General features: G+C 43.9%; 16 protein-coding genes, 1 pseudogene and 1 riboswitch. Of the genes and pseudogenes, 3 read left to right on the top strand and 14 right to left on the bottom strand.

Annotated elements, in window-relative coordinates; genetic code table 11:
* Positions 1-25 precede the first annotated feature (25 nt).
* Positions 26-114, bottom strand: a riboswitch (glycine riboswitch).
* A 168-nt stretch (positions 115-282) separates the two neighbouring features.
* The 3 genes from STO1_RS01875 to zapA all read right to left on the bottom strand — a co-directional run bounded on the left by STO1_RS01875 (position 283) and on the right by zapA (position 3,580).
* Positions 283-2,619 carry an endonuclease MutS2 gene (locus STO1_RS01875; RefSeq protein ID WP_096421704.1) on the bottom strand — a complete coding sequence of 779 codons (2,337 nt, stop codon included), beginning with the start codon at positions 2,617-2,619 and terminating at the stop codon, positions 283-285.
* 113 nt (positions 2,620-2,732) lie between these two features.
* Complete coding sequence (locus STO1_RS01870; RefSeq protein ID WP_007520605.1) at positions 2,733-3,281, bottom strand: CvpA family protein; 549 nt, start codon at positions 3,279-3,281, stop codon at positions 2,733-2,735.
* Positions 3,278-3,580 (bottom strand): cell division protein ZapA, encoded by a 303-nt coding sequence (zapA, locus tag STO1_RS01865; RefSeq protein ID WP_000002028.1) that lies wholly within the window; start codon positions 3,578-3,580, stop codon positions 3,278-3,280. Before zapA ends, STO1_RS01870 begins: the two co-directional genes overlap by 4 nt.
* An 86-nt stretch (positions 3,581-3,666) precedes the next feature.
* Here zapA and rnhC point away from each other — a divergent pair, with 86 nt between their 5' ends.
* The 3 genes from rnhC (at position 3,667) to STO1_RS01850 (ending at position 7,665) form a co-directional block, all read left to right on the top strand.
* Positions 3,667-4,542: a ribonuclease HIII gene (gene rnhC / locus STO1_RS01860; RefSeq protein WP_061588428.1), complete on the top strand. Its 876-nt coding sequence runs from the start codon at positions 3,667-3,669 to the stop codon at positions 4,540-4,542.
* A 9-nt stretch (positions 4,543-4,551) separates the two neighbouring features.
* On the top strand, positions 4,552-5,166 hold the full coding sequence (gene lepB, locus STO1_RS01855) for a signal peptidase I (protein ID WP_049479298.1): 615 nt from the start codon (positions 4,552-4,554) through the stop codon (positions 5,164-5,166).
* A 129-nt stretch (positions 5,167-5,295) separates the two neighbouring features.
* The gene (locus tag STO1_RS01850; RefSeq protein ID WP_096421702.1) at positions 5,296-7,665 is read left to right on the top strand and encodes an SF1B family DNA helicase RecD2; all 2,370 of its coding nucleotides are present in this window, start codon (positions 5,296-5,298) and stop codon (positions 7,663-7,665) included.
* A gap of 47 nt (positions 7,666-7,712) precedes the next feature.
* Here STO1_RS01850 and tig read toward each other — a convergent pair whose 3' ends face one another.
* From tig to STO1_RS01795, 11 genes and pseudogenes are all read right to left on the bottom strand, one after another.
* The gene (tig, locus tag STO1_RS01845) at positions 7,713-8,996 is read right to left on the bottom strand and encodes a trigger factor (RefSeq protein ID WP_096421700.1); all 1,284 of its coding nucleotides are present in this window, start codon (positions 8,994-8,996) and stop codon (positions 7,713-7,715) included.
* A 90-nt stretch (positions 8,997-9,086) separates the two neighbouring features.
* A pseudogene (locus STO1_RS01840) lies at positions 9,087-9,742 on the bottom strand (DNA alkylation repair protein).
* The gene (locus tag STO1_RS01835; RefSeq protein ID WP_096421698.1) at positions 9,743-10,375 is read right to left on the bottom strand and encodes a response regulator transcription factor; all 633 of its coding nucleotides are present in this window, start codon (positions 10,373-10,375) and stop codon (positions 9,743-9,745) included. It lies immediately after the preceding pseudogene.
* A gap of 10 nt (positions 10,376-10,385) precedes the next feature.
* Positions 10,386-11,384: an envelope stress sensor histidine kinase LiaS gene (locus tag STO1_RS01830; protein WP_084939306.1), complete on the bottom strand. Its 999-nt coding sequence runs from the start codon at positions 11,382-11,384 to the stop codon at positions 10,386-10,388.
* Positions 11,381-12,079, bottom strand: coding sequence for a cell wall-active antibiotics response protein LiaF (gene liaF / locus STO1_RS01825; protein WP_084939307.1), 699 nt, complete (start codon positions 12,077-12,079; stop codon positions 11,381-11,383). Before liaF ends, STO1_RS01830 begins: the two co-directional genes overlap by 4 nt.
* Before the next feature lie 166 nt (positions 12,080-12,245).
* On the bottom strand, positions 12,246-13,247 hold the full coding sequence (fni, locus tag STO1_RS01820) for a type 2 isopentenyl-diphosphate Delta-isomerase (RefSeq protein WP_096421696.1): 1,002 nt from the start codon (positions 13,245-13,247) through the stop codon (positions 12,246-12,248).
* Positions 13,231-14,238, bottom strand: coding sequence for a phosphomevalonate kinase (locus STO1_RS01815; RefSeq protein WP_096421694.1), 1,008 nt, complete (start codon positions 14,236-14,238; stop codon positions 13,231-13,233). Before STO1_RS01815 ends, fni begins: the two co-directional genes overlap by 17 nt.
* Positions 14,225-15,178 carry a diphosphomevalonate decarboxylase gene (gene mvaD, locus STO1_RS01810; protein ID WP_096421692.1) on the bottom strand — a complete coding sequence of 318 codons (954 nt, stop codon included), beginning with the start codon at positions 15,176-15,178 and terminating at the stop codon, positions 14,225-14,227. The genes STO1_RS01815 and mvaD overlap by 14 nt, the downstream gene beginning before the upstream one ends.
* Complete coding sequence (gene mvk, locus STO1_RS01805) at positions 15,160-16,038, bottom strand: mevalonate kinase (protein ID WP_000163309.1); 879 nt, start codon at positions 16,036-16,038, stop codon at positions 15,160-15,162. The genes mvaD and mvk overlap by 19 nt, the downstream gene beginning before the upstream one ends.
* A gap of 116 nt (positions 16,039-16,154) precedes the next feature.
* A complete protein-coding gene (gene cbpF / locus STO1_RS01800; RefSeq protein ID WP_061588437.1) occupies positions 16,155-17,150 on the bottom strand; it encodes a choline-binding protein CbpF in 996 nt (331 codons plus the stop codon).
* Positions 17,151-17,249: 99 nt separating this feature from the next.
* Positions 17,250-17,939: a response regulator transcription factor gene (locus tag STO1_RS01795; protein ID WP_000517997.1), complete on the bottom strand. Its 690-nt coding sequence runs from the start codon at positions 17,937-17,939 to the stop codon at positions 17,250-17,252.
* Positions 17,940-17,944: the final 5 nt, after the last annotated feature.

Here is a 17,944-nt window from a genome sequence, read left to right as displayed (position 1 = left end):
CTTAGATAAATGCCAAAAAGCGGTCTATCCTAGCTCTGTCCTTTTACCTGAGAGTTTGAGCAGTTGCCTGCCTTGCCCCTTCGGTGCCTTTACGGTCTCTCCAGAGTTCCGTCCATTTACAGTCATGGAAAACAAACCTTTCTCCACTTCTATTAAACTTCATTCGGTGTTGGTATTTTATTTTTTATTATTCTACAAGAAAAGTTAGCCTTTGTCAATATTTTCTATGAAAATTTTTGACTTTTCATTTCTTTTTTCAGAAAGAGCGAATCCTTCTTCTCTCTATCCTTTAAAGGTCACAATGGTAGCGCCACTGCCTCCAGCATTTTGTGGAGCATAGCCGAAACTCTTGACATGCTTGTTTCTTTGTAGGTATTTAGTGACGCCCTCACGAATGACACCTGTTCCGATACCATGGATGATGTCGACTTGCGCCATGTTATTGAGCAGGGCTTGGTCAATAAAGGCGTCCAGCTCATTCATGGCCTCTTCGTACCGTTTGCCTCGGAGATCCAGTCTCGCTTGCGGACCACGACCAGAAGCACGTTTGACGACATTGACTTGTTTTTTCTTGACTGAGGCTTCTTGCTGAGCCTGAACAAGGTCAAATTCTCTCTCTTCCAAGGTCATCTTGATCAAACCAACTTGGGCTTCCCAACGGCCATCCTTGAGCTGATTCGTCAATGTTCCGCGTTGGCCATAACTTAGAACCACGATGTCATCTCCCACCTTTGGAGCTCGTTTTTTCTTGGCTTTTTGAAGGACCTTGTTTTTAGACAAGTCGACTTTTTCAGGAGCCAGTTTTTTCAACTCAGCCTTGGCTTCAATGATTTCGTGGGGTTTGAGTTGAGACTTACTGTGGAGGTTCTTAAGAATCTGGTCACTCTCACTTAGCGCTAGTTCCACAATTTCAGCAGCTTGTTCACGCGCCTTATTGAGCTCCGTTTCCTTTTCCCGATTGAGTTCGTTGTAAAGTTTTTTGAGTGCTCGATTCATCTTGAGGTTTTCTTGCTCCACCTCACGGATATTGTCCAAACGTTTACGGCTTTCAAGCGTTTGCTCTTCTAATTGCTCAATGATACGGTTGACGTCATTATCTTGGTCGACCTGCTGACTGGCATCCCCGACGATGACATCTGACAGTCCTAGGCGTTTGGCAATTTCAAAAGCATTGCTTCGTCCAGGAACTCCCTGCATAAAGCGATAGGTCGGACGCAGGCTAGCTGTATCAAACTCCATGCTGGCATTTTGCACAAAGGCTGTTTCAATACCATAAGCCTTAAGCTCTGGATAGTGGGTCGTCGCCATGGTCTTGACCTGACGTAGACGAAGATCCTCCAGAATAGCCATAGCAAGGGCAGCACCTTCCTGCGGATCGGTACCTGCTCCAAGCTCATCTAAGAGTAAAAGCGAGTGTTGGTTGACCTTGCCAAGAATATCTACGATATTGGTCATGTGGCTCGAAAAGGTAGACAAGCTTTGCTCGATAGACTGCTCATCCCCAATATCTGCGAAGATTTCTTCGAAAATACCGACTCGGCTCCCCTTATCAGCTAAAATAGGCAAGCCTGACTGGGCCATCAGTTGAGTCAAACCCAAGGTTTTGAGCATGATAGTCTTCCCACCTGTATTGGGCCCTGTAATGACAATAGCCGTTAAGTCCTTACCAAAGTGTACATCGTTTGCCACTGCATTTTTGACCAAAGGATGGCGAACATGAAGGAGTTGAATCTCTTGATTCTCTGAAAGTTGAGGAACAACTGCTTGTCTTTCTTGGATGAAACGCACCTTGGCACGAATCAGATCCAGATGGCCGATAATCCAAGCGTCATTAGCAATCTCTGAAGCATGAGGACGGACGCGTTCCGAGAGCTCCTGTAGGATGCGAATCATCTCATAACGCTCATCAGCTCGCAGACTAGCGATTTCTTCGCTCAGTTTCACGACCTCACGTGGCTCGATGTAGACCGTGTTTCCACTGGCAGAGATGTCATGAACAACACCTGCAATCTTATTGCGATAGGTGTTCTTGATTGGTAAGACTTGACGGCCATTTCTGCTAGCTACAATCCCTTCCGTCAACATCTGCGCTTTTTGCTTGAGTAAGTCTTGCAAAACGTCACGAACTTGACTCTCGCTATCATGAATCTTCCGACGGATGCGCGCTAGTTCTTCGCTGGCGAAATTTTCGATAAATCCAGCATCATTGAGGGCTTGGAGACTCCCTTGTAAATGAGGAAAATCGTGGAATTTCTCAAACCATCTCGCCAAATAATCCAAACGAACATTTTCAAGATTAGCGTAAAAGGTTTTCAATTCGTGGCTAGCAAGCAAGACCCGTTTGAGGAGCAGGAACTCCTCAATATTGAGGTCCGCCCCCATCTCCAAACGCTTGCAAACAGCTGAGATCTCACGTGTCGCTAGGATTGTAAAGTGGGGTTGCTCCACAAATAGGGCTTGCATTTCCTCCATCTCTGTAAGGGCTTGTTTGATCTTATCCGCCTTGGCAGTTGGAGCCAAGACTTTTATCTCCTCCAGTCCTTGTTCTGTCAGGAGATGCGGTTCAAACAAGGCTTTGACTTTATTAAATTCTAAAGTTTCTAGTATTTTTGTATTCATATTCTTTCCTTGTATGCTGGTTTACAAGATTGTTGTACCTAGAGATTTTTGGACTTTACCTGACCCTAGTCGTCCAATCTGTAAACAAAGGGCTAGGAAAAATCCCGCCCTTTTTATCCGATTAAATTTGTCACCCAGAGTTGTTTGATGAAGTTTGTCGTAAAAGGGACACTTTGGATGATGTTTTTGGCTACTATACTTTTTTCAAGTGAATTTTGAATGACTGCCAGAGGCACCGTTGCAAGAATGGTCAGAGCCATTTGCAGGACAAATAAGGTTACCAATAGAGACAAAACGCCTGCTCCGATACGGAACCATTTGACATCGAGCTTTTTAGTTGGAATCAAGTGTAGGAACAAACCGATAAAACGTCCGATACTGTAACAAATTCCGAAAACTAGAAGGTAGGCGAGACCCGCATAAAAGACCTTGTCTAGGTAAAACAGCTGGTCTGAAGGGAAGAAAAAGGTACCCTGTCCTTCCTGAGGATTGGCATAAGGGACAAGCAAGTGGAAGTGTTCTCCCAGTGATTTATAAAACTGTCCCGCAACAAAGGCTGAAATTACTGCAACGAGGAAATAATAAACTTGCAGCACCAAACCTCTTCGGTAGCCGATGTAAAAGCCCCAAGCAAGAACCAATAAGAGTAGGATTGAAATCATAGGGAATCCTCAATCTTGCTCTGTTCTTGTTTGACAGCAATTAACTTGTGGCGGAGTTCTAACAACTCTTGCTCCTTGTCATCAAATTCAATCTCACGGTTGAGCTGTGTAGACAGACAGTTGACTGCCAAAAGAAGCGCAATGGTTTCATCATCCGCCCCAGGCATTTGTTCTTTAATTGCTTGGTATTTTTCAGTCGCAACCTTGGCAATTTCCTCCATAAAGAGGTTGTCATGCTCGGTTGTCAAGGTTAATGTCTTTTTCCCGAATGTAAACTTATATCGATTTAGATTTGCCATAAAATTCACCTCACGATATTATACCAAATTTCGCTAACTTTGTCAGTTTTTACCAATTCTCCTGCTTTTGTGGTACAATAGAGACTATGGCAAGTATCACACTCACACCCAGTGAACAGGAAATTCAGAGCTTTTTAAGTCAGTATCAGAAGGCTCTCAGTCCTAGTAAAAATCCCTATATCCGCTATTTTTTACGCTTCCCTCAGGCAACAGTTTCCATCTATACTTCTGGAAAAGTTCTCCTCCAGGGCGAAGCTGCTGAGCAGTACGCCAGTTTCTTTGACTATGAGGTTCAACAAGAAAACAGTGGTCAAGATTTTCCTATGATTGGGACTGATGAGGTGGGAAACGGTTCCTACTTTGGTGGGCTTTCTGTAGTGGCTTCCTTCGTAACACCGGACCAGCATGATTTCTTGCGAAAACTCGGCGTGGGGGATTCTAAGACTCTGACAGACCAAAAGATTCGTCAGATTGCCCCTATCCTCAAGGAAAAGATTTCGCATCAAGCGCTCCTTCTTTCACCGAGCAAATATAATGAAGTTATCGGAGAGCGTTACAATGCTGTTTCTGTAAAGGTTGCCCTTCACAACCAAGCTATCTTTCTCCTGCTTCAAAAAGGAGTCCAGCCAGAGAAAATCGTGATTGATGCTTTTACAAGTCCTAAAAACTATGACAAGTACTTGGCTCAAGAAGCCAACCGTTTTCCAAATAAGATCACTTTGGAAGAAAAAGCTGAGGGCAAATACCTGGCTGTTGCGGTTAGCTCCATCATCGCGCGGGATCTCTTCCTCGAAAACTTAGAAAATCTGGGACGAGAACTGGGCTATCAACTACCTAGCGGTGCTGGAACTGCATCTGATAAGGTTGCCAGCAAAATCCTTCAAGCCTATGGTATGAAGGGACTTCATTTCTGCGCCAAACTGCATTTTAAAAATACTGAAAAAGCAAAAAAACTTCTATAGAGGTAAACCATGAACTATTTAAAATCATTTATAAAAGAATGGGGAGTTATCTTCCTGATTATCGCACTGGTAGGCCTTAGCCGCATTTTCCTTTGGAGCAATGTCCGTGTGGAAGGACACTCGATGGACCCTACCCTAGCTGACGGAGAAGTTCTCTTCGTTGTTAAACACCTCCCAATTGACCGCTTCGATATCGTGGTTGCGCATGAGGAAGACGGAAATAAAGACATTGTCAAAAGGGTCATCGGTATGCCTGGTGATACCATCCGCTACGAAAATGACAAACTCTTTATCAACGGTGAAGAAACGAATGAACCCTACCTAGCTGAATACCTCAACTTGTTCAAAACAGAAAAGTTGCAAAACACCTATACTGGCAAAGGATTTGAAGGCAATAAGGGAGTTTACTTTAGAGAACTTGCTCAAAAAGCACAAGCCTTTACGGTTGATGTCAATTCCAACACCAGCTTCAGCTTTACTGTCCCTCAAGGCGAATACCTTCTCCTTGGTGACGATCGTCTAGTCTCTAGCGACAGCCGCCATGTTGGTACCTTCAAGGCCAGCGATATCAAAGGCGAAGCAAAATTCCGTTTCTGGCCACTTAACCGTATCGGAACTTTTTAAGATAAGGAAGAGGCCGAGAATGCTAAGTTTCAGCCTCTTTTTCTATTGCGAGAAGAAGACCTTTTAGTCTCCTAGCTTGTTGAAAGAAGCTAAGGGTACAACTCTCACGAACTCATGTAAAGGAAACCTATGGAAGTTTATTTTTCAGGCACCATTGAACGGATTATTTTTGAAAATCCCAGCAATTTTTATCGCATCCTCCTCCTAGATATCGAAGATACCAATGCGGAGAACTTTGACGATTTTGAAATCATTGTTACAGGAACCATGGCTGATGTGATTGAGGGCGAAGACTATACTTTTTGGGGGCAAATCGTTCAGCACTCCAAGTATGGTGAACAGCTACAAATCAGTCGTTATGAGCGAGCAAAACCCACTAGCAAGGGCTTGGTCAAGTATTTCTCCAGCAGTCATTTTAAGGGAATCGGTCTCAAAACTGCCCAGAAAATCGTTGATACCTATGGTGACAATACCATAGACGAAATTCTGGAGCATCCTGAAAAGCTGGAAAGCATTGCTGGACTCTCTGCCAAAAACCGTGAGGCTTTTGTCTCCACCCTCCGTCTCAACTATGGGACAGAAATGGTCTTGGCAAAACTGGCCAACTACGGTATTCCCAATAAACTAGCCTTTCAAATTCAAGACTTTTACAAGGAAGAAACGCTGGATATTGTCGAAAATTATCCCTACCAGCTGGTTGAGGATATCAAGGGCTTGGGCTTTACCATTGCTGACCAATTAGCCGCCGAACTTGGCATTGAAAGCCAAGCTCCCGAGCGCTTCCGTGCTGGCCTTGTCCATAGTCTCTTTCAAGGATGTATGGATACGGGCGATACCTATATGGAAGCCCGAGATTTGCTGGAACAAACCCTGACTCTTCTCGAGTCTTCCCGTCCCGTGGAACTCGATCCCGGCCAAGTCGCTCAGGAATTATCTCATCTGATTGAAGAAGACAAGGTTCAGCAGATTGACACTAAAATCTTTGATAACAGCCTCTTTTTCGCTGAAGAAGGCATTCGCAGTCACTTGGTTCGTATCCTTGAAAAAGAAAAGAAGAAAAATCAGGATTTGGAAACCATTCACAAGCATATCTCTACTGTCGAGCAAGAACTGGGGATTCAGTACGATAGCATTCAAAAACAGGCTATCTGCGACGCTATCCAGAACAAGGTCTTTATCCTGACAGGTGGACCTGGTACAGGTAAGACGACTGTTATCAATGGAATTATCACTGTTTATGCCCTTTTAGAAGGGCTCGATCTCAGGAAAAAAAGTAATCTGCCTATCCTTCTTGCTGCTCCAACTGGTCGAGCGGCTCGGCGCATGAATGAATTAACAGGTTTGCCTAGCGCGACCATACACCGTCATTTGGGGATGACAGGAGACGATGATACCAGTCATCTGGAAGATTATCTGGATGCCGATTTTATCATTGTAGATGAGTTTTCCATGGTGGATACTTGGCTAGCTAACCAACTCTTCTCCAATATCTCCTCTAACAGTAAAATCCTCATCGTGGGGGATAGCGACCAATTGCCTTCTGTTAGTCCCGGACAAGTCCTGGCAGACCTGCTCCAGATACCCCTGATTCCGCAGACGCGCTTGGAACGGATTTACCGTCAGAGCGAAGAATCAACTATCGTTACCTTGGCGAGTCAGATTCGACAAGGCATCTTGCCAGCCGACTTTACCCAGAAAAAAGCTGACCGTTCCTACTTTGAAATCGCTAGCGGCCATATCCCAGCTACGATTGAGAAAATCCTCGGTGCTGCCCTCAGAAGTGGCATTCCGGCTCGTGATATTCAGGTGTTAGCGCCTATGTATCGAGGAACTTCTGGTATTGACGCCATCAACCTACTCATGCAAGACCTCCTCAATCCTCAGCAAAAGGGGCAAGTTAGTTTTGAAGCAACCCAGTGTCACTATCGAACAGGGGACAAGGTCATTCACCTAGTCAACGACGCTGAAGTCAATGTCTTTAATGGAGACCTAGGCTACATCACGGATCTGATTCCTGGAAAATACACCGAGTCCAAACAAGACGAGATTGTCATTGATTTTGATGGTAATGAGGTTATCTACCCACGTAACGAATGGTACAAGATTCGACTAGCCTATGCCATGAGTATTCATAAGTCTCAGGGAAGTGAGTTTCCTGTTGTCATCCTGCCCATCACCAATGCTAGCAAGCGTATGCTAGAGCGGAATCTCATCTACACAGCTATCACACGGGCCAAGAGCAAGCTCATCCTTCTTGGTGAATTACAGGCCTTTGACTATGCAGTCAAGCATATCGGGACTGCCCGCAAGACCTATCTGATTGAGCGTTTCAGTGATTTAATTGAAACTAATATTGAAGAAAGTAAACAAGCCTTCTCTGAAACTTCTACAGCAAGTGACTCTGAACAATCCTACATCCTCACCGAGGAAAACTGGTCTAGCATCCCCGCTATGATTGGGATTACAGATGCAGAATTAAAAGAGATTTTTGGAAAATAGTGCAACAGAAATCCCACCTAGTCAGGTGGGATTTTTCTCTTTTAAGATTATTTAACTGTTGCTGTGCTTGTGATCAATTCGACAGCTTTTTTAATAGTGATATCGTGTTTCAACATGTCAGCTGAAAGCAAGTTTTGAACTTGTGCCACTTCCATGTTGTAATCTGCAGCCAATTGCTCGATTTCTTTTTGGATTTCTTCTTCAGAAGCGTCAAATCCTTCAGCTTTGGCAACTGCTTCGATAACAAGGTTCGTCTTCGTACGTGACTCAGCTTCTGCTTCGTATTGTTTGTGAAGGTCTTCTTGAGTAGTTCCAGTGATTTGGAAGTACATGTCAGGGTTGATCCCTTGGCGTTGCAAGTTTCCAAGGAATTCATTTACTGAACGGTGAACTTCTTCGTGGATCATTTCTTCTGGAAGTTCTACGATTTCAGCGTTTTCTACAGCTTTATCGATCGCTGCACCTTCTACTGCATCTTTGTACGCTTCTTCTTTTGAAGCAGCCAATTCCTTGCGGTATTTTTCTTTCAATTCAGCAAGTGTTTCCACTTCTTCGTCGATGTCTTTTGCAAGTTCATCGTCAAGAGCTGGAACTTCTTTAACTTTAACTTCGTGGATAGTTGTTACGAATTTAGCTTCTTTACCTGCAAGGTCTTCTGCTTGGTAGTCTTCTGGGAATGTTACAAGAACATCAACAGTTTCACCAGCTGAATGACCTACCAATTGGTCTTCAAATCCAGGAATGAATTGACCTGAACCAAGTCCAAGTGAGAAGTTTTCACCTTTTCCACCGTCAAATTCAACACCGTCGATAGAACCAACGAAGTCAATCACAACAGTGTCGCCATTTTCAGCAGCGCCTTCTTTGATAACCAATTCAGCCAAGTTGTTGCGTTCGCGTTCGATACGTTCTTCAACGTCAGCGTCTGTAACTTCTTTTTCTACATCTACTGACACTTCAAGGTTTTTGTAGTCGCCCAATTTTACTTCAGGTTTTGTCACGACTTCAGCTGTAATAACCCAGTCTTGACCTTTTTCCATTGAAGTCACATCGATTTTTGGTTGTGCAACGACTTCAAGACCAGCTTCTTTTACTGCAGCTTCATAAGCGTTTGGCAAAAGAGCGTTCATTGCATCTTGATAAAGAGCTTCTTCACCAAATTTTTGGTCGAAGATAGGGCGTGGAAGGTGACCTTTACGGAAACCAGGAACGTTAAGAGTTTTCTTTACTGAGTTAAATACACGGTCCAATTCTGGTTTGATTTGGTCTTGAGAGATAGTGAAAGTCAAGACACCACGGTTTGTTTCTTTGTTTTCAAATGATACAGACATTCTGTCATTTCTCCTTAAAATTTTTAATACAGTCCATTATACCATATAATAGCGACTTTTTTCAAGTAATGAATGCGCTTTTCAATAGTGCTAGAGGTACTTGCTCGCTTCCTTGATACTAAGTTCAGCCATTCTCTTCTTATTTTTTCAATAAAACGTGCTACCCATTCGGGATTGGTTTTAGAGTAGTCTCTTAGAGCCCAGCCGATGGCTTTGTTGATAAAAAATTCTGTCTGGTCCAGATTGTTGAGCAGGATCTTTTCCATCAGTTGGACATTTGTTTTCTCTTTCCTTAACAACTGGTGATCAATAGCGACTCGTCTCAACCAGATATTATCTGATAGACTCCATTTTAAAAGCACTTCTTCAAGCTCCTGATGGTCGGCTACCAAACTTCCTACTACTCGATCTAGGATATCTACCGTGTCCCACCAAGACTTGGTCACGACCAGACGCTCAAGCTTATGCAAATCATCCTTCGTTAGATAAGACTGCATGGCTTTCAAATAGTTGGCAGCTACATATTGGTATTCTCTAGGCTCCTTTTCCCAGCAGATATCTACAAAATCCCAGTCAATAACTCTTGTTTTTTTCGCTTCTGGAAAATACTTTTTATAGAGGGCATTTCTTTCAGGACCTGCAATACCTAGAAAGGGAAATTGATGGCGCATATAGGCTTCCATAGGCCCTGCTTTTTCAGGGTCTTTTGCTGCTTCTAGCTCCTCAAGTAAATCTGCAAGACTCATCTAAAAGTCCTCCTGACCGACCAAGTGGTGCTGAAAGGCATAGACCGCTGCCTGGGTGCGATCGCTGACCTCAAGTTTAGCAAGGATATTGGACACATGGGTCTTGACCGTCTTGAGAGAGATAAAAAGTTCATCTGCAATCCGCTGATTTTCGTAGCCCTTGGCGATGAGTTGAAGTACGTCTCGCTCACGCGCAGTCAGCTCCTCATGAAGCTCCATATGATTACGGTGGTATTCAACCTTCTTGCTGACCTCTTGTTCAATAGCCAGCTCGCCAGCAGCAACCTTACGAACAGCGTGCAGCAATTCATCTGCACTAGAAGTCTTGAGCATATAACCTTTGGCACCAGCATTCAAGACCGGCATGATTTTTTCATTGTCTAGGTAAGAGGTCACAATCAAAATCTTGGCTTCAGGCCATTCTTTGAGGATGGCCAAGGTTGCATCAATCCCATTCATCTCAGGCATAACAATATCCATGACAATGACATCTGGACGCAGTTTCAAGGCCAAGTCAATACCTTGAGACCCATTGGCAGCCTCGCCCACAACTTCCACATCGTCTTGGAGATCAAAATAGCTTTTCAAGCCCAATCGAACCATTTCATGGTCATCTACCAGTAAAATTCTCATCTCTACTCCTTTATGATTCCTTATCTAACAGGGGAATACGGATATCAACCGCCAGTCCTTGTTTGGGAGCTGTCAAGAGTTGAACCGTTCCTGCCATATCTTCGACTCGCTCCTTGATATTTCGCAGTCCATAACTCAAGTCATCTAAACTCCCTAACTGGAAACCAATCCCATTGTCCACTACCTTCAGCTGCAATTCAACATCTGTCTGATAGAGGTAGACATCTAGGCAAGATGCCTGAGCATGGCGAAGGGTATTGCTGATCAACTCCTGAAGAATACGGAAGATATGTTCTTCAATCTTCTTGGGCAATTTAGACACATTCTGCTTGAGACTAACCTTGAGATCACTCTTGTCCTCAAGCTCTTTTAAGAGGATTTGAATCCCCTCAATTAAACTCTTCTCTTCCAACTCTACTGGGCGCAAATGCAAGAGCAAGACCCGCAAATCTTTCTGGGCTGTTTCAAGGATAGCTGCAACACTTTGCAACTGGGTCTGCATCTTTTCTCTATCCAGCTTCAAAGCCTGCTGACTGACACCTGATAAAATCATATGGGCCGCAAACAACTCCTGACTAACTGTATCGTGCAAGTCACGTGCTATCCGCTTCCGTTCTTTCTCGATGAGTGCTTCTTCCTTGACCAGGCTTTGATTTTCAGCCTTTTGAACAGCTTCTGTCAAGAGATTGAGCTTGCCAGACAAGGACTTAAAACTGGCATCCAAGTCTGGATCCGCAAAGGCAACCACCTCTTTTCCTGCTAGCAGTCGCTTGAGATTAACCTGCATTTTTCTGCGAGAGACTTCTTCTATAACGCGCCAAAAAAGGACAAAAAAGAAGGTCATGGAAAGGCTAAAGACCAAGATTAAGAAGATGAGCTTCTCTGTTTTCTCGATATCCTGTAGCAAATAGGACCAATCCAGTTCAAAAATATCAAGTAGACTATTGGTCAAAAAGAGGATAAAGAGGAAAGAAGTCAGACCGATTAACAGATAAGATTGCTTTTTCATCCTCTGACCACCTCCACATCGCCAACCATAGTAGTTAGGAAAATCTTGACGCTCTTGTTACTCTTGAGATAGTCCCTGGTTTCCTGATGATAGTGTTCATTGCGAAGGGATTTCTTAGGTTGATGAAGGAAGGTAAGATCTCCATAGAGGCAGTTGACACTGAGACTGATTTCCACATCTACGGGCACGATAATCCTAGTCGTTCCGACCATCTTTCTAAGGATAATGACATTGTCATGATTGGTTAGGATAACTCTTTCTAGATGAATGGTGTCCTTACCCATGAGGCGAAAGAGGTTGATATCGTCAAATTGACATGTCTGGTGGCTAGAAAAATGATGGAGATTGCCAAACCAAGGATTGCGTTCATTTTTAACCGTTACCACCTCTTCAAAGACCAAATCCGTATCCTCTCTTTCTTGATTCATCATCGGATAGAGAAGAAAAAGACTATAGATAACTGCTACAAAGATGGCTAAAATCACAAAGGGATTGAGCATGACGATGAAAAAGAAAAGAATAGTCGCCACAAGGAGGAATACGTTGTTGCCTTCTTTACCTGTATAATAGCGGAGCAAGAGCAAAAAGAGGAATAGAATCAGCAAAAAACGCGAAAAATGCTCTGATACCATCAAAATCAGAGCTCCCGTCAACAGACAGGCTTCAATAAATAAAAAGATTTGAAATTTTTTCATAGATGCATCCTCTCCCTTCTATTTTATCACAATTCAAAAAAGTCACCTCGGTCTGAGGATGGAAAAAGGCGATGGGACAGAAATCGCTCCTACAAGCTAGCTTCTTTCAGCCCACCACAGTTGACAAAAGGCTACAAAAAAGGGCGGGATTCTTGTCCCGACCTCTTTAGATCTGATCTCTAGATTCTTTTAGTTTACCATAAAGAATATAGTCTACGTTTTGCAGATCCGCTATGGTGGCACAATTAAGGGCACACATGATCAAACGCAGATCTTCTTTCCAGCCTTGGACAATGCCAATCACTTCTTCGACTGAATAGGTTTCAATCAACTCTAGAACGGTACGTGACAATCCCACGGCCTTGGCGCCAAAGACCAAACACTTAATCATATCCAGCGGATTCCGAACACCACCACTGACCAAGAGTTGAACCTTGTCTTTCCAGTCTTGGGCATTGAGAAGGGCCTGCATAGTAGACTGACCCCATTGATTGAGATAATCACGCTGACCACTGCGACGGTTTTCGATATAGGCAAAGCTGGTACCACCACGACCTGACAGGTCAACCGTTCGAACGCCCAGTTCATAAGCTCTCTCGATGGTCTTCACATCCATTCCAAAGCCCACTTCCTTTAGGACAATAGGAACGGGGATTTGCTTGCTGTAGTCTGCCAGATGCGATTGCCAGCTTCTGAACTTCCTTTCTCCCTCAGGCATGAGTAATTCCTGCATAACATTGACATGCACTTGCAAAAGAAGAGGATTCATCGCTTGCACAGTCTGAAGTCCTAACTCGACAGGCTTGTCCAATCCAATATTGGTTCCAAGGAGGAGATTTGGATGGCTAGTCTTGACAGAAAAAGAGTCATCTGTAGGATTTTTTAGGGCTGCGCTATAAGATCCCGTCACAAACAAAATCCCACAGGCTTCTGCCACCTGAGCCAGTTTTTGATTGATTTCTTTACCTTTGTCGCTCCCACCTGTCATGGCATTGATATAAAAAGGAAAGTCCCACTTTCGACCTGCAAACTCTGTAGACAAATCAATCTCATCCAGGTCATAAAGAGGCAGGGAAGAATGAATCAACTCCACCTCATCAAAGCTATTATAGGAACTTTTCTGCTCAAGGGCATAGCGGATATGCTCGTCCTTACGATTTGTCGTCATGTCCTATCCTTTCTTGGTATAAGAGCTCAATCCCCAGATTGGCCCAACGGTTTTTTAAGGTTTCAGTTGATTGATCATCAAAACTCAAGGCAATCCCACAGTCACCACCACCAGCGCCACTACTCTTGGCAACAGCCTGCAAATCTTGACTGGCTTCTTTCAACTGTCTCAACGAAGGTGTGTAAATATCTGGGCTCAAACCTTCTAAAAGCTGACTGGCTGTTTCCAGCTGCTCAATAATTTTTTCTGCATTCCCATGCTCCAGGGCTTCTACCAAAGCAGATACCGTTGCTTTTGAGGAACTTAAAAAATTCTGGTCTATGTTTTGCTTGATTTGCTGAACCATTTGGCTCGATACGGCTACTTCCTTGGTCCATCCCACTAGGAAATCACATTCTAGGGCTGGTTTCACTTGTGAGATGGAAAAGCCCCAGTCACGCTCCAAAACTGTCTCCAAACTTTCTTCTTCCAACCAAGCAGCTATCTTCTTTCGATCAAAAGACTGGTAGAGAACTAAATCCTCTGCCACAATACAGGCAAGGTCTCCCATAGAACCATTGTCACCTCGCTTGAGCAAGACCGCGCTAGCCAGCTTGAACAAGAAATCCTGATCAACCGTAATATCATACAGAGCCAGCAGGGCCTTGATCACCAAGACAACGACGCTACCACTAGAACCCAGACCAAACTTTTTGCCTTCGCGTTCCATTTTTCCACGGATTTCCAAGAAAAAAGGTCGCAAGGCTTGCCCACGATAAACGAGGAAATCTTCCACTAGAGCAATCGTTTCTTGAATCAAGCTGTAGTCAGGATTTGGCGTCAAGTCCACTGCAAAATCAAACAGATCTGAATAGATACGGTAGCTATCAGAAAAGGCAATCTCTCCCCTCATATAGATAGGTATCGCCTTTATCAAGGCCAACTGTCCTGGCTCTAAAATAGCATATTCACCTGCCCAGTATAGTTTTCCGCAAGTTTTAACAGCAATCATCTTGGCTCAAATCCTTTGTTTTTGACACAATCAAGCGGTAACGTTGACCGAAAATTTCTGATAAATGCTCCAAGTCTTTCTCCTGACAGAGGACTTTGACATTGGGACCGGCGTCCATGGTAAAGTAGCAGGCTTCCCCTTGCTCACGAAGTTGGCGGACAAAGTCCATGGCTTCATAGGACGCATCCGTCAGATATGAAAAGGTTGGCGATGCTGTTTTCGTCGTAGCGTGCATAGCAAGGGCATTCCTCTCCGTTAATTCCCCAACCTTGGCAAAATCATTCTCTTTGAGATAGACCAGCATATCCTGATAATCCTTCTCAGACTGACGAACCCAATCATCAAAGGTCGTCGAGGTTTCCACACAAAGTTTCATTCCATCACGGCTAGAAATTGGTTTTTTCTTATCCTCTAACACCAACATAATCATAGCTAGTTTCAGGTCTGTATCAACAGAGTAAATTTCCCCACTATCCTTATCCCAGGCACCTAGTGGTCCATAAAAGCTCCGAGAGGAAGAACCTGAGGCAAACTTAGCTTCCTGCGCCAACTGACTCTGATTCAAACCAAGCTGGAAATAAGCATTACAGGCCTTGACCAAGGCGGACAAACCACTGGAACTTGAGGACAAGCCCGCTGCGGTAGGCATGTTGTTTTGGGTATCAATACGGACAAAGCCCTCACCTTCTGGGCGGTAACGGTCAATGATTTTGCTCATTTTGGCATGCTCATCCTCACTCTGAAGTTGACCATTGATATAAAAGGCATCAGCAGTCGCATCCGTCGGTAAAGGCGACAAAGTCGTCTCTGTGTACATATTTTCCAAAGTCAAAGAGATACTGCTAGTAGCAGGAACCATCTCTTTTTCTTTTTTCTTTCCCCAATATTTGACAATGGCAATATTTGCGTAGGAACGTACTGTTACAGGCTTTCGATCCATGTCTGAACAGCTCCTTTCTCTTCTAATCTTTCTGCTAGTTCTTGAGCTTGAGTCAAATTGGTTGCCAAGGCTATGATACAGCCTCCTAGCCCACCACCACTCATCTTGGCACCTAGAGCACCCTGGCTCAGAGCCGTTTCAACGAGGGAGTCTGCCTCAGGGCTACTAACACCAATTTCTTTTAAATGTAAATGCGCTTGACTGAAGATTTGTCCCAGTCCCTCAGCATCTTTTCGTCTAATTGCCTCTTCTGCCTGCTGGGTCAATTCTCCCAGGGCATGCAAAAACGGCAGAGCATCCTTCCCCTTGCTTTGAACCACTTGGATGGCTTCACGAGTGTGACCATACACACCTGTATCTGCAATCACCAAATAGGCAGATAGGTTCATCTCAAGTTCTGTAAAACCAACATTCTTGATAAAGCGAATGGGCTGGTCACTGAGACAGGTCTTAGCATCCAAACCGCTTGGATTCATATGGGCAATCATCTCAGCCCGATTGACCAAGATTTCTAGTACATCATGAGGCAGGTCGGCTTGATAGTAGTCAAAAACAGCTCGAATGGCTGCTATGCTGATAGCCGCTGACGAACCCATTCCCCGTTTTTCAGGGATAGCCGAGTCAATCACACATCGAATGCAGGCTTCTTTGATATCCAAATACTCCAGCGAAGCATAAACCGCCATGGACAAGGTATCCTCCTCATAGAGACGCCACGGACTTTCAGCAGGGACCACCTTACATGTCACCTCCACCTCTAAGAGAGGCAGGGAAATGGCAGGATAGCCGTATACGACCGCATGCTCCCCTATTAAAATAATCTTACTATGTGCCTGACCGACACCAACTTTTTTTGTCATGTTTTCCTTTAACCAGACGAAAAGACCGTCTCATTTCATACAGTAGTATTTCTCCTATCTATTTTATTATATTTTCACAAAAAAAGCGATTGTTTCCTTCACAATCGCCTCTTTCATTATTGAACCCACTCGCCATTATAGTTGACCGAATAGCCTTCTACGGTCGTATTCACTGCTAAAGCACCTGAGCTGTAAGCGTAGTACCATTTGCCATTGACCTGGAACCAGCCTGTCTTCATATCTCCATTACTTGCATGTAAGTAGTACCAAATCGAGCCTTCCTGATACCAGCCAGTTGCCATAGATCCTGATGAACGGAGATAGTACCACTTGTTCCCAAGGTATTGCCAGCCCGTTTTCATATCGCCATTTGGCTCGTCTAAATAATACCAAGTGGAGCCTTCCTGGTACCAACCAGTTGCCATAGATCCTGATGAACGGAGATAGTACCACTTATTGCCAAGTTGTTGCCACCCAGTTTGCATTGCAGCAGTTGTTGGATCGAGATAGTACCAAGTTGAGTTATCATTGATCCAACCACGTACTGGCTCCCCAACCATTAAACTGTCGATACGAGCATCGAAGCTACCATCCTCCTGTAAATAATACCAATGCCCTCCGTCAGAAATCCAACCAGTTTTTAAAGTGTGATAGCTACGCTGATCTTCAAAATAATAGACTCGTTTCTCTGCTGGACTATCATATTGTTCCCCATGATGTTTGTTGGTATTTGTAGCAGTTTTTGCTTCTAAAACTTGCTTACCAACAAATTCTTGTAATACCCCATCTTGACCAAAGTAAAACCAATCTGGTCTAAAAGCAATATCTTGCCTTAGAGAAGAACCAATCGTAACCCCTTTGTGTGGAGCAGGTATATATTGCCAGCCGACAACCATTTCTCCAGATAAAGGATCAAAATAATAGTACTTCCCATCAATCACTCGCCAGTAGGTTTCTTTGAGTTCTCCCTTCTTGTAGTAGGTTCTACCATTTTCTTGGACAAATTGCCAGCCTTCTGAATCAGTATCATCCGCAAAGACGGTGCTTGTCGCTAACAAAGCAAATAAAGAAACTGTCAGTCCAACTTGCATCATTATTTTAAATTTTTTCATTCGATCTTTCCTCCATAACTGATTGTAGCAAAGACCCGACTGTATGTCAATATATAGAAATTCCTCAAAAAAAGCAGTTACACAACTGCAACTGCTTTTCTATTCTTGCATGGTGTAACCAACACCACGCACAGTTTTAATGTAGCTTTTTTGACCTTTTACATCAAGCTTGCTACGTAGATAACGGATATAAACATCCACGATATTGGTTTCTGTCGCACTTTCGTACTTCCAAACACTTTCCAATAACTGCTCACGAGTCAAGACTTTCTTGCTTCCCATGAGAGTAGCCAAGAGGTCATACTCACGGCGCGTCAGAGCAATCATCTCCTCGCCACGATAAACGGTATGATGTTCTACATCCATACGTAGGTTGCGGTAAGACGTTGGAACTTTCATCTGACTACAGTGTTGGTCAATGAAGTCCCGACCTCGGAAAATCGCTGAAATACGGGCTACCAGATTATCAATAATCACTGGCTTATAGATGTAAGAAACGGCAAAGCGCTGGATTGTCTCAATCTGGTCTTGCAATTCTTCACGATGGTCCAAGACCATGATCACTGAGGCAGGTTTTGTCCGACTCAGCTTGTCTGCAAAATCCTGGGCCGTCATATCCCCCAGATGAGCATTCAGTAAAATCAAGTCATAGTCCGTCTGGAGAGCCATGGAGAGGGCTTTTTGCCCTTCATCTACCAGATCAACACGGTATTGCTCTTTTTGGAGTTCCAGACTGAGAAAATGAGCTAAATTTCGTTCTTTCTCAAGTAATAAAATCCGTTTCCCCATGGCAG

Source organism: Streptococcus oralis subsp. tigurinus (assembly GCF_002356415.1).
Classification (GTDB): Bacteria; Bacillota; Bacilli; order Lactobacillales; family Streptococcaceae; genus Streptococcus; species Streptococcus oralis_F.
The sequence above is the reverse complement of the archived record's forward strand: the minus strand, read 5'-3'. Positions and strand labels throughout refer to the sequence as shown.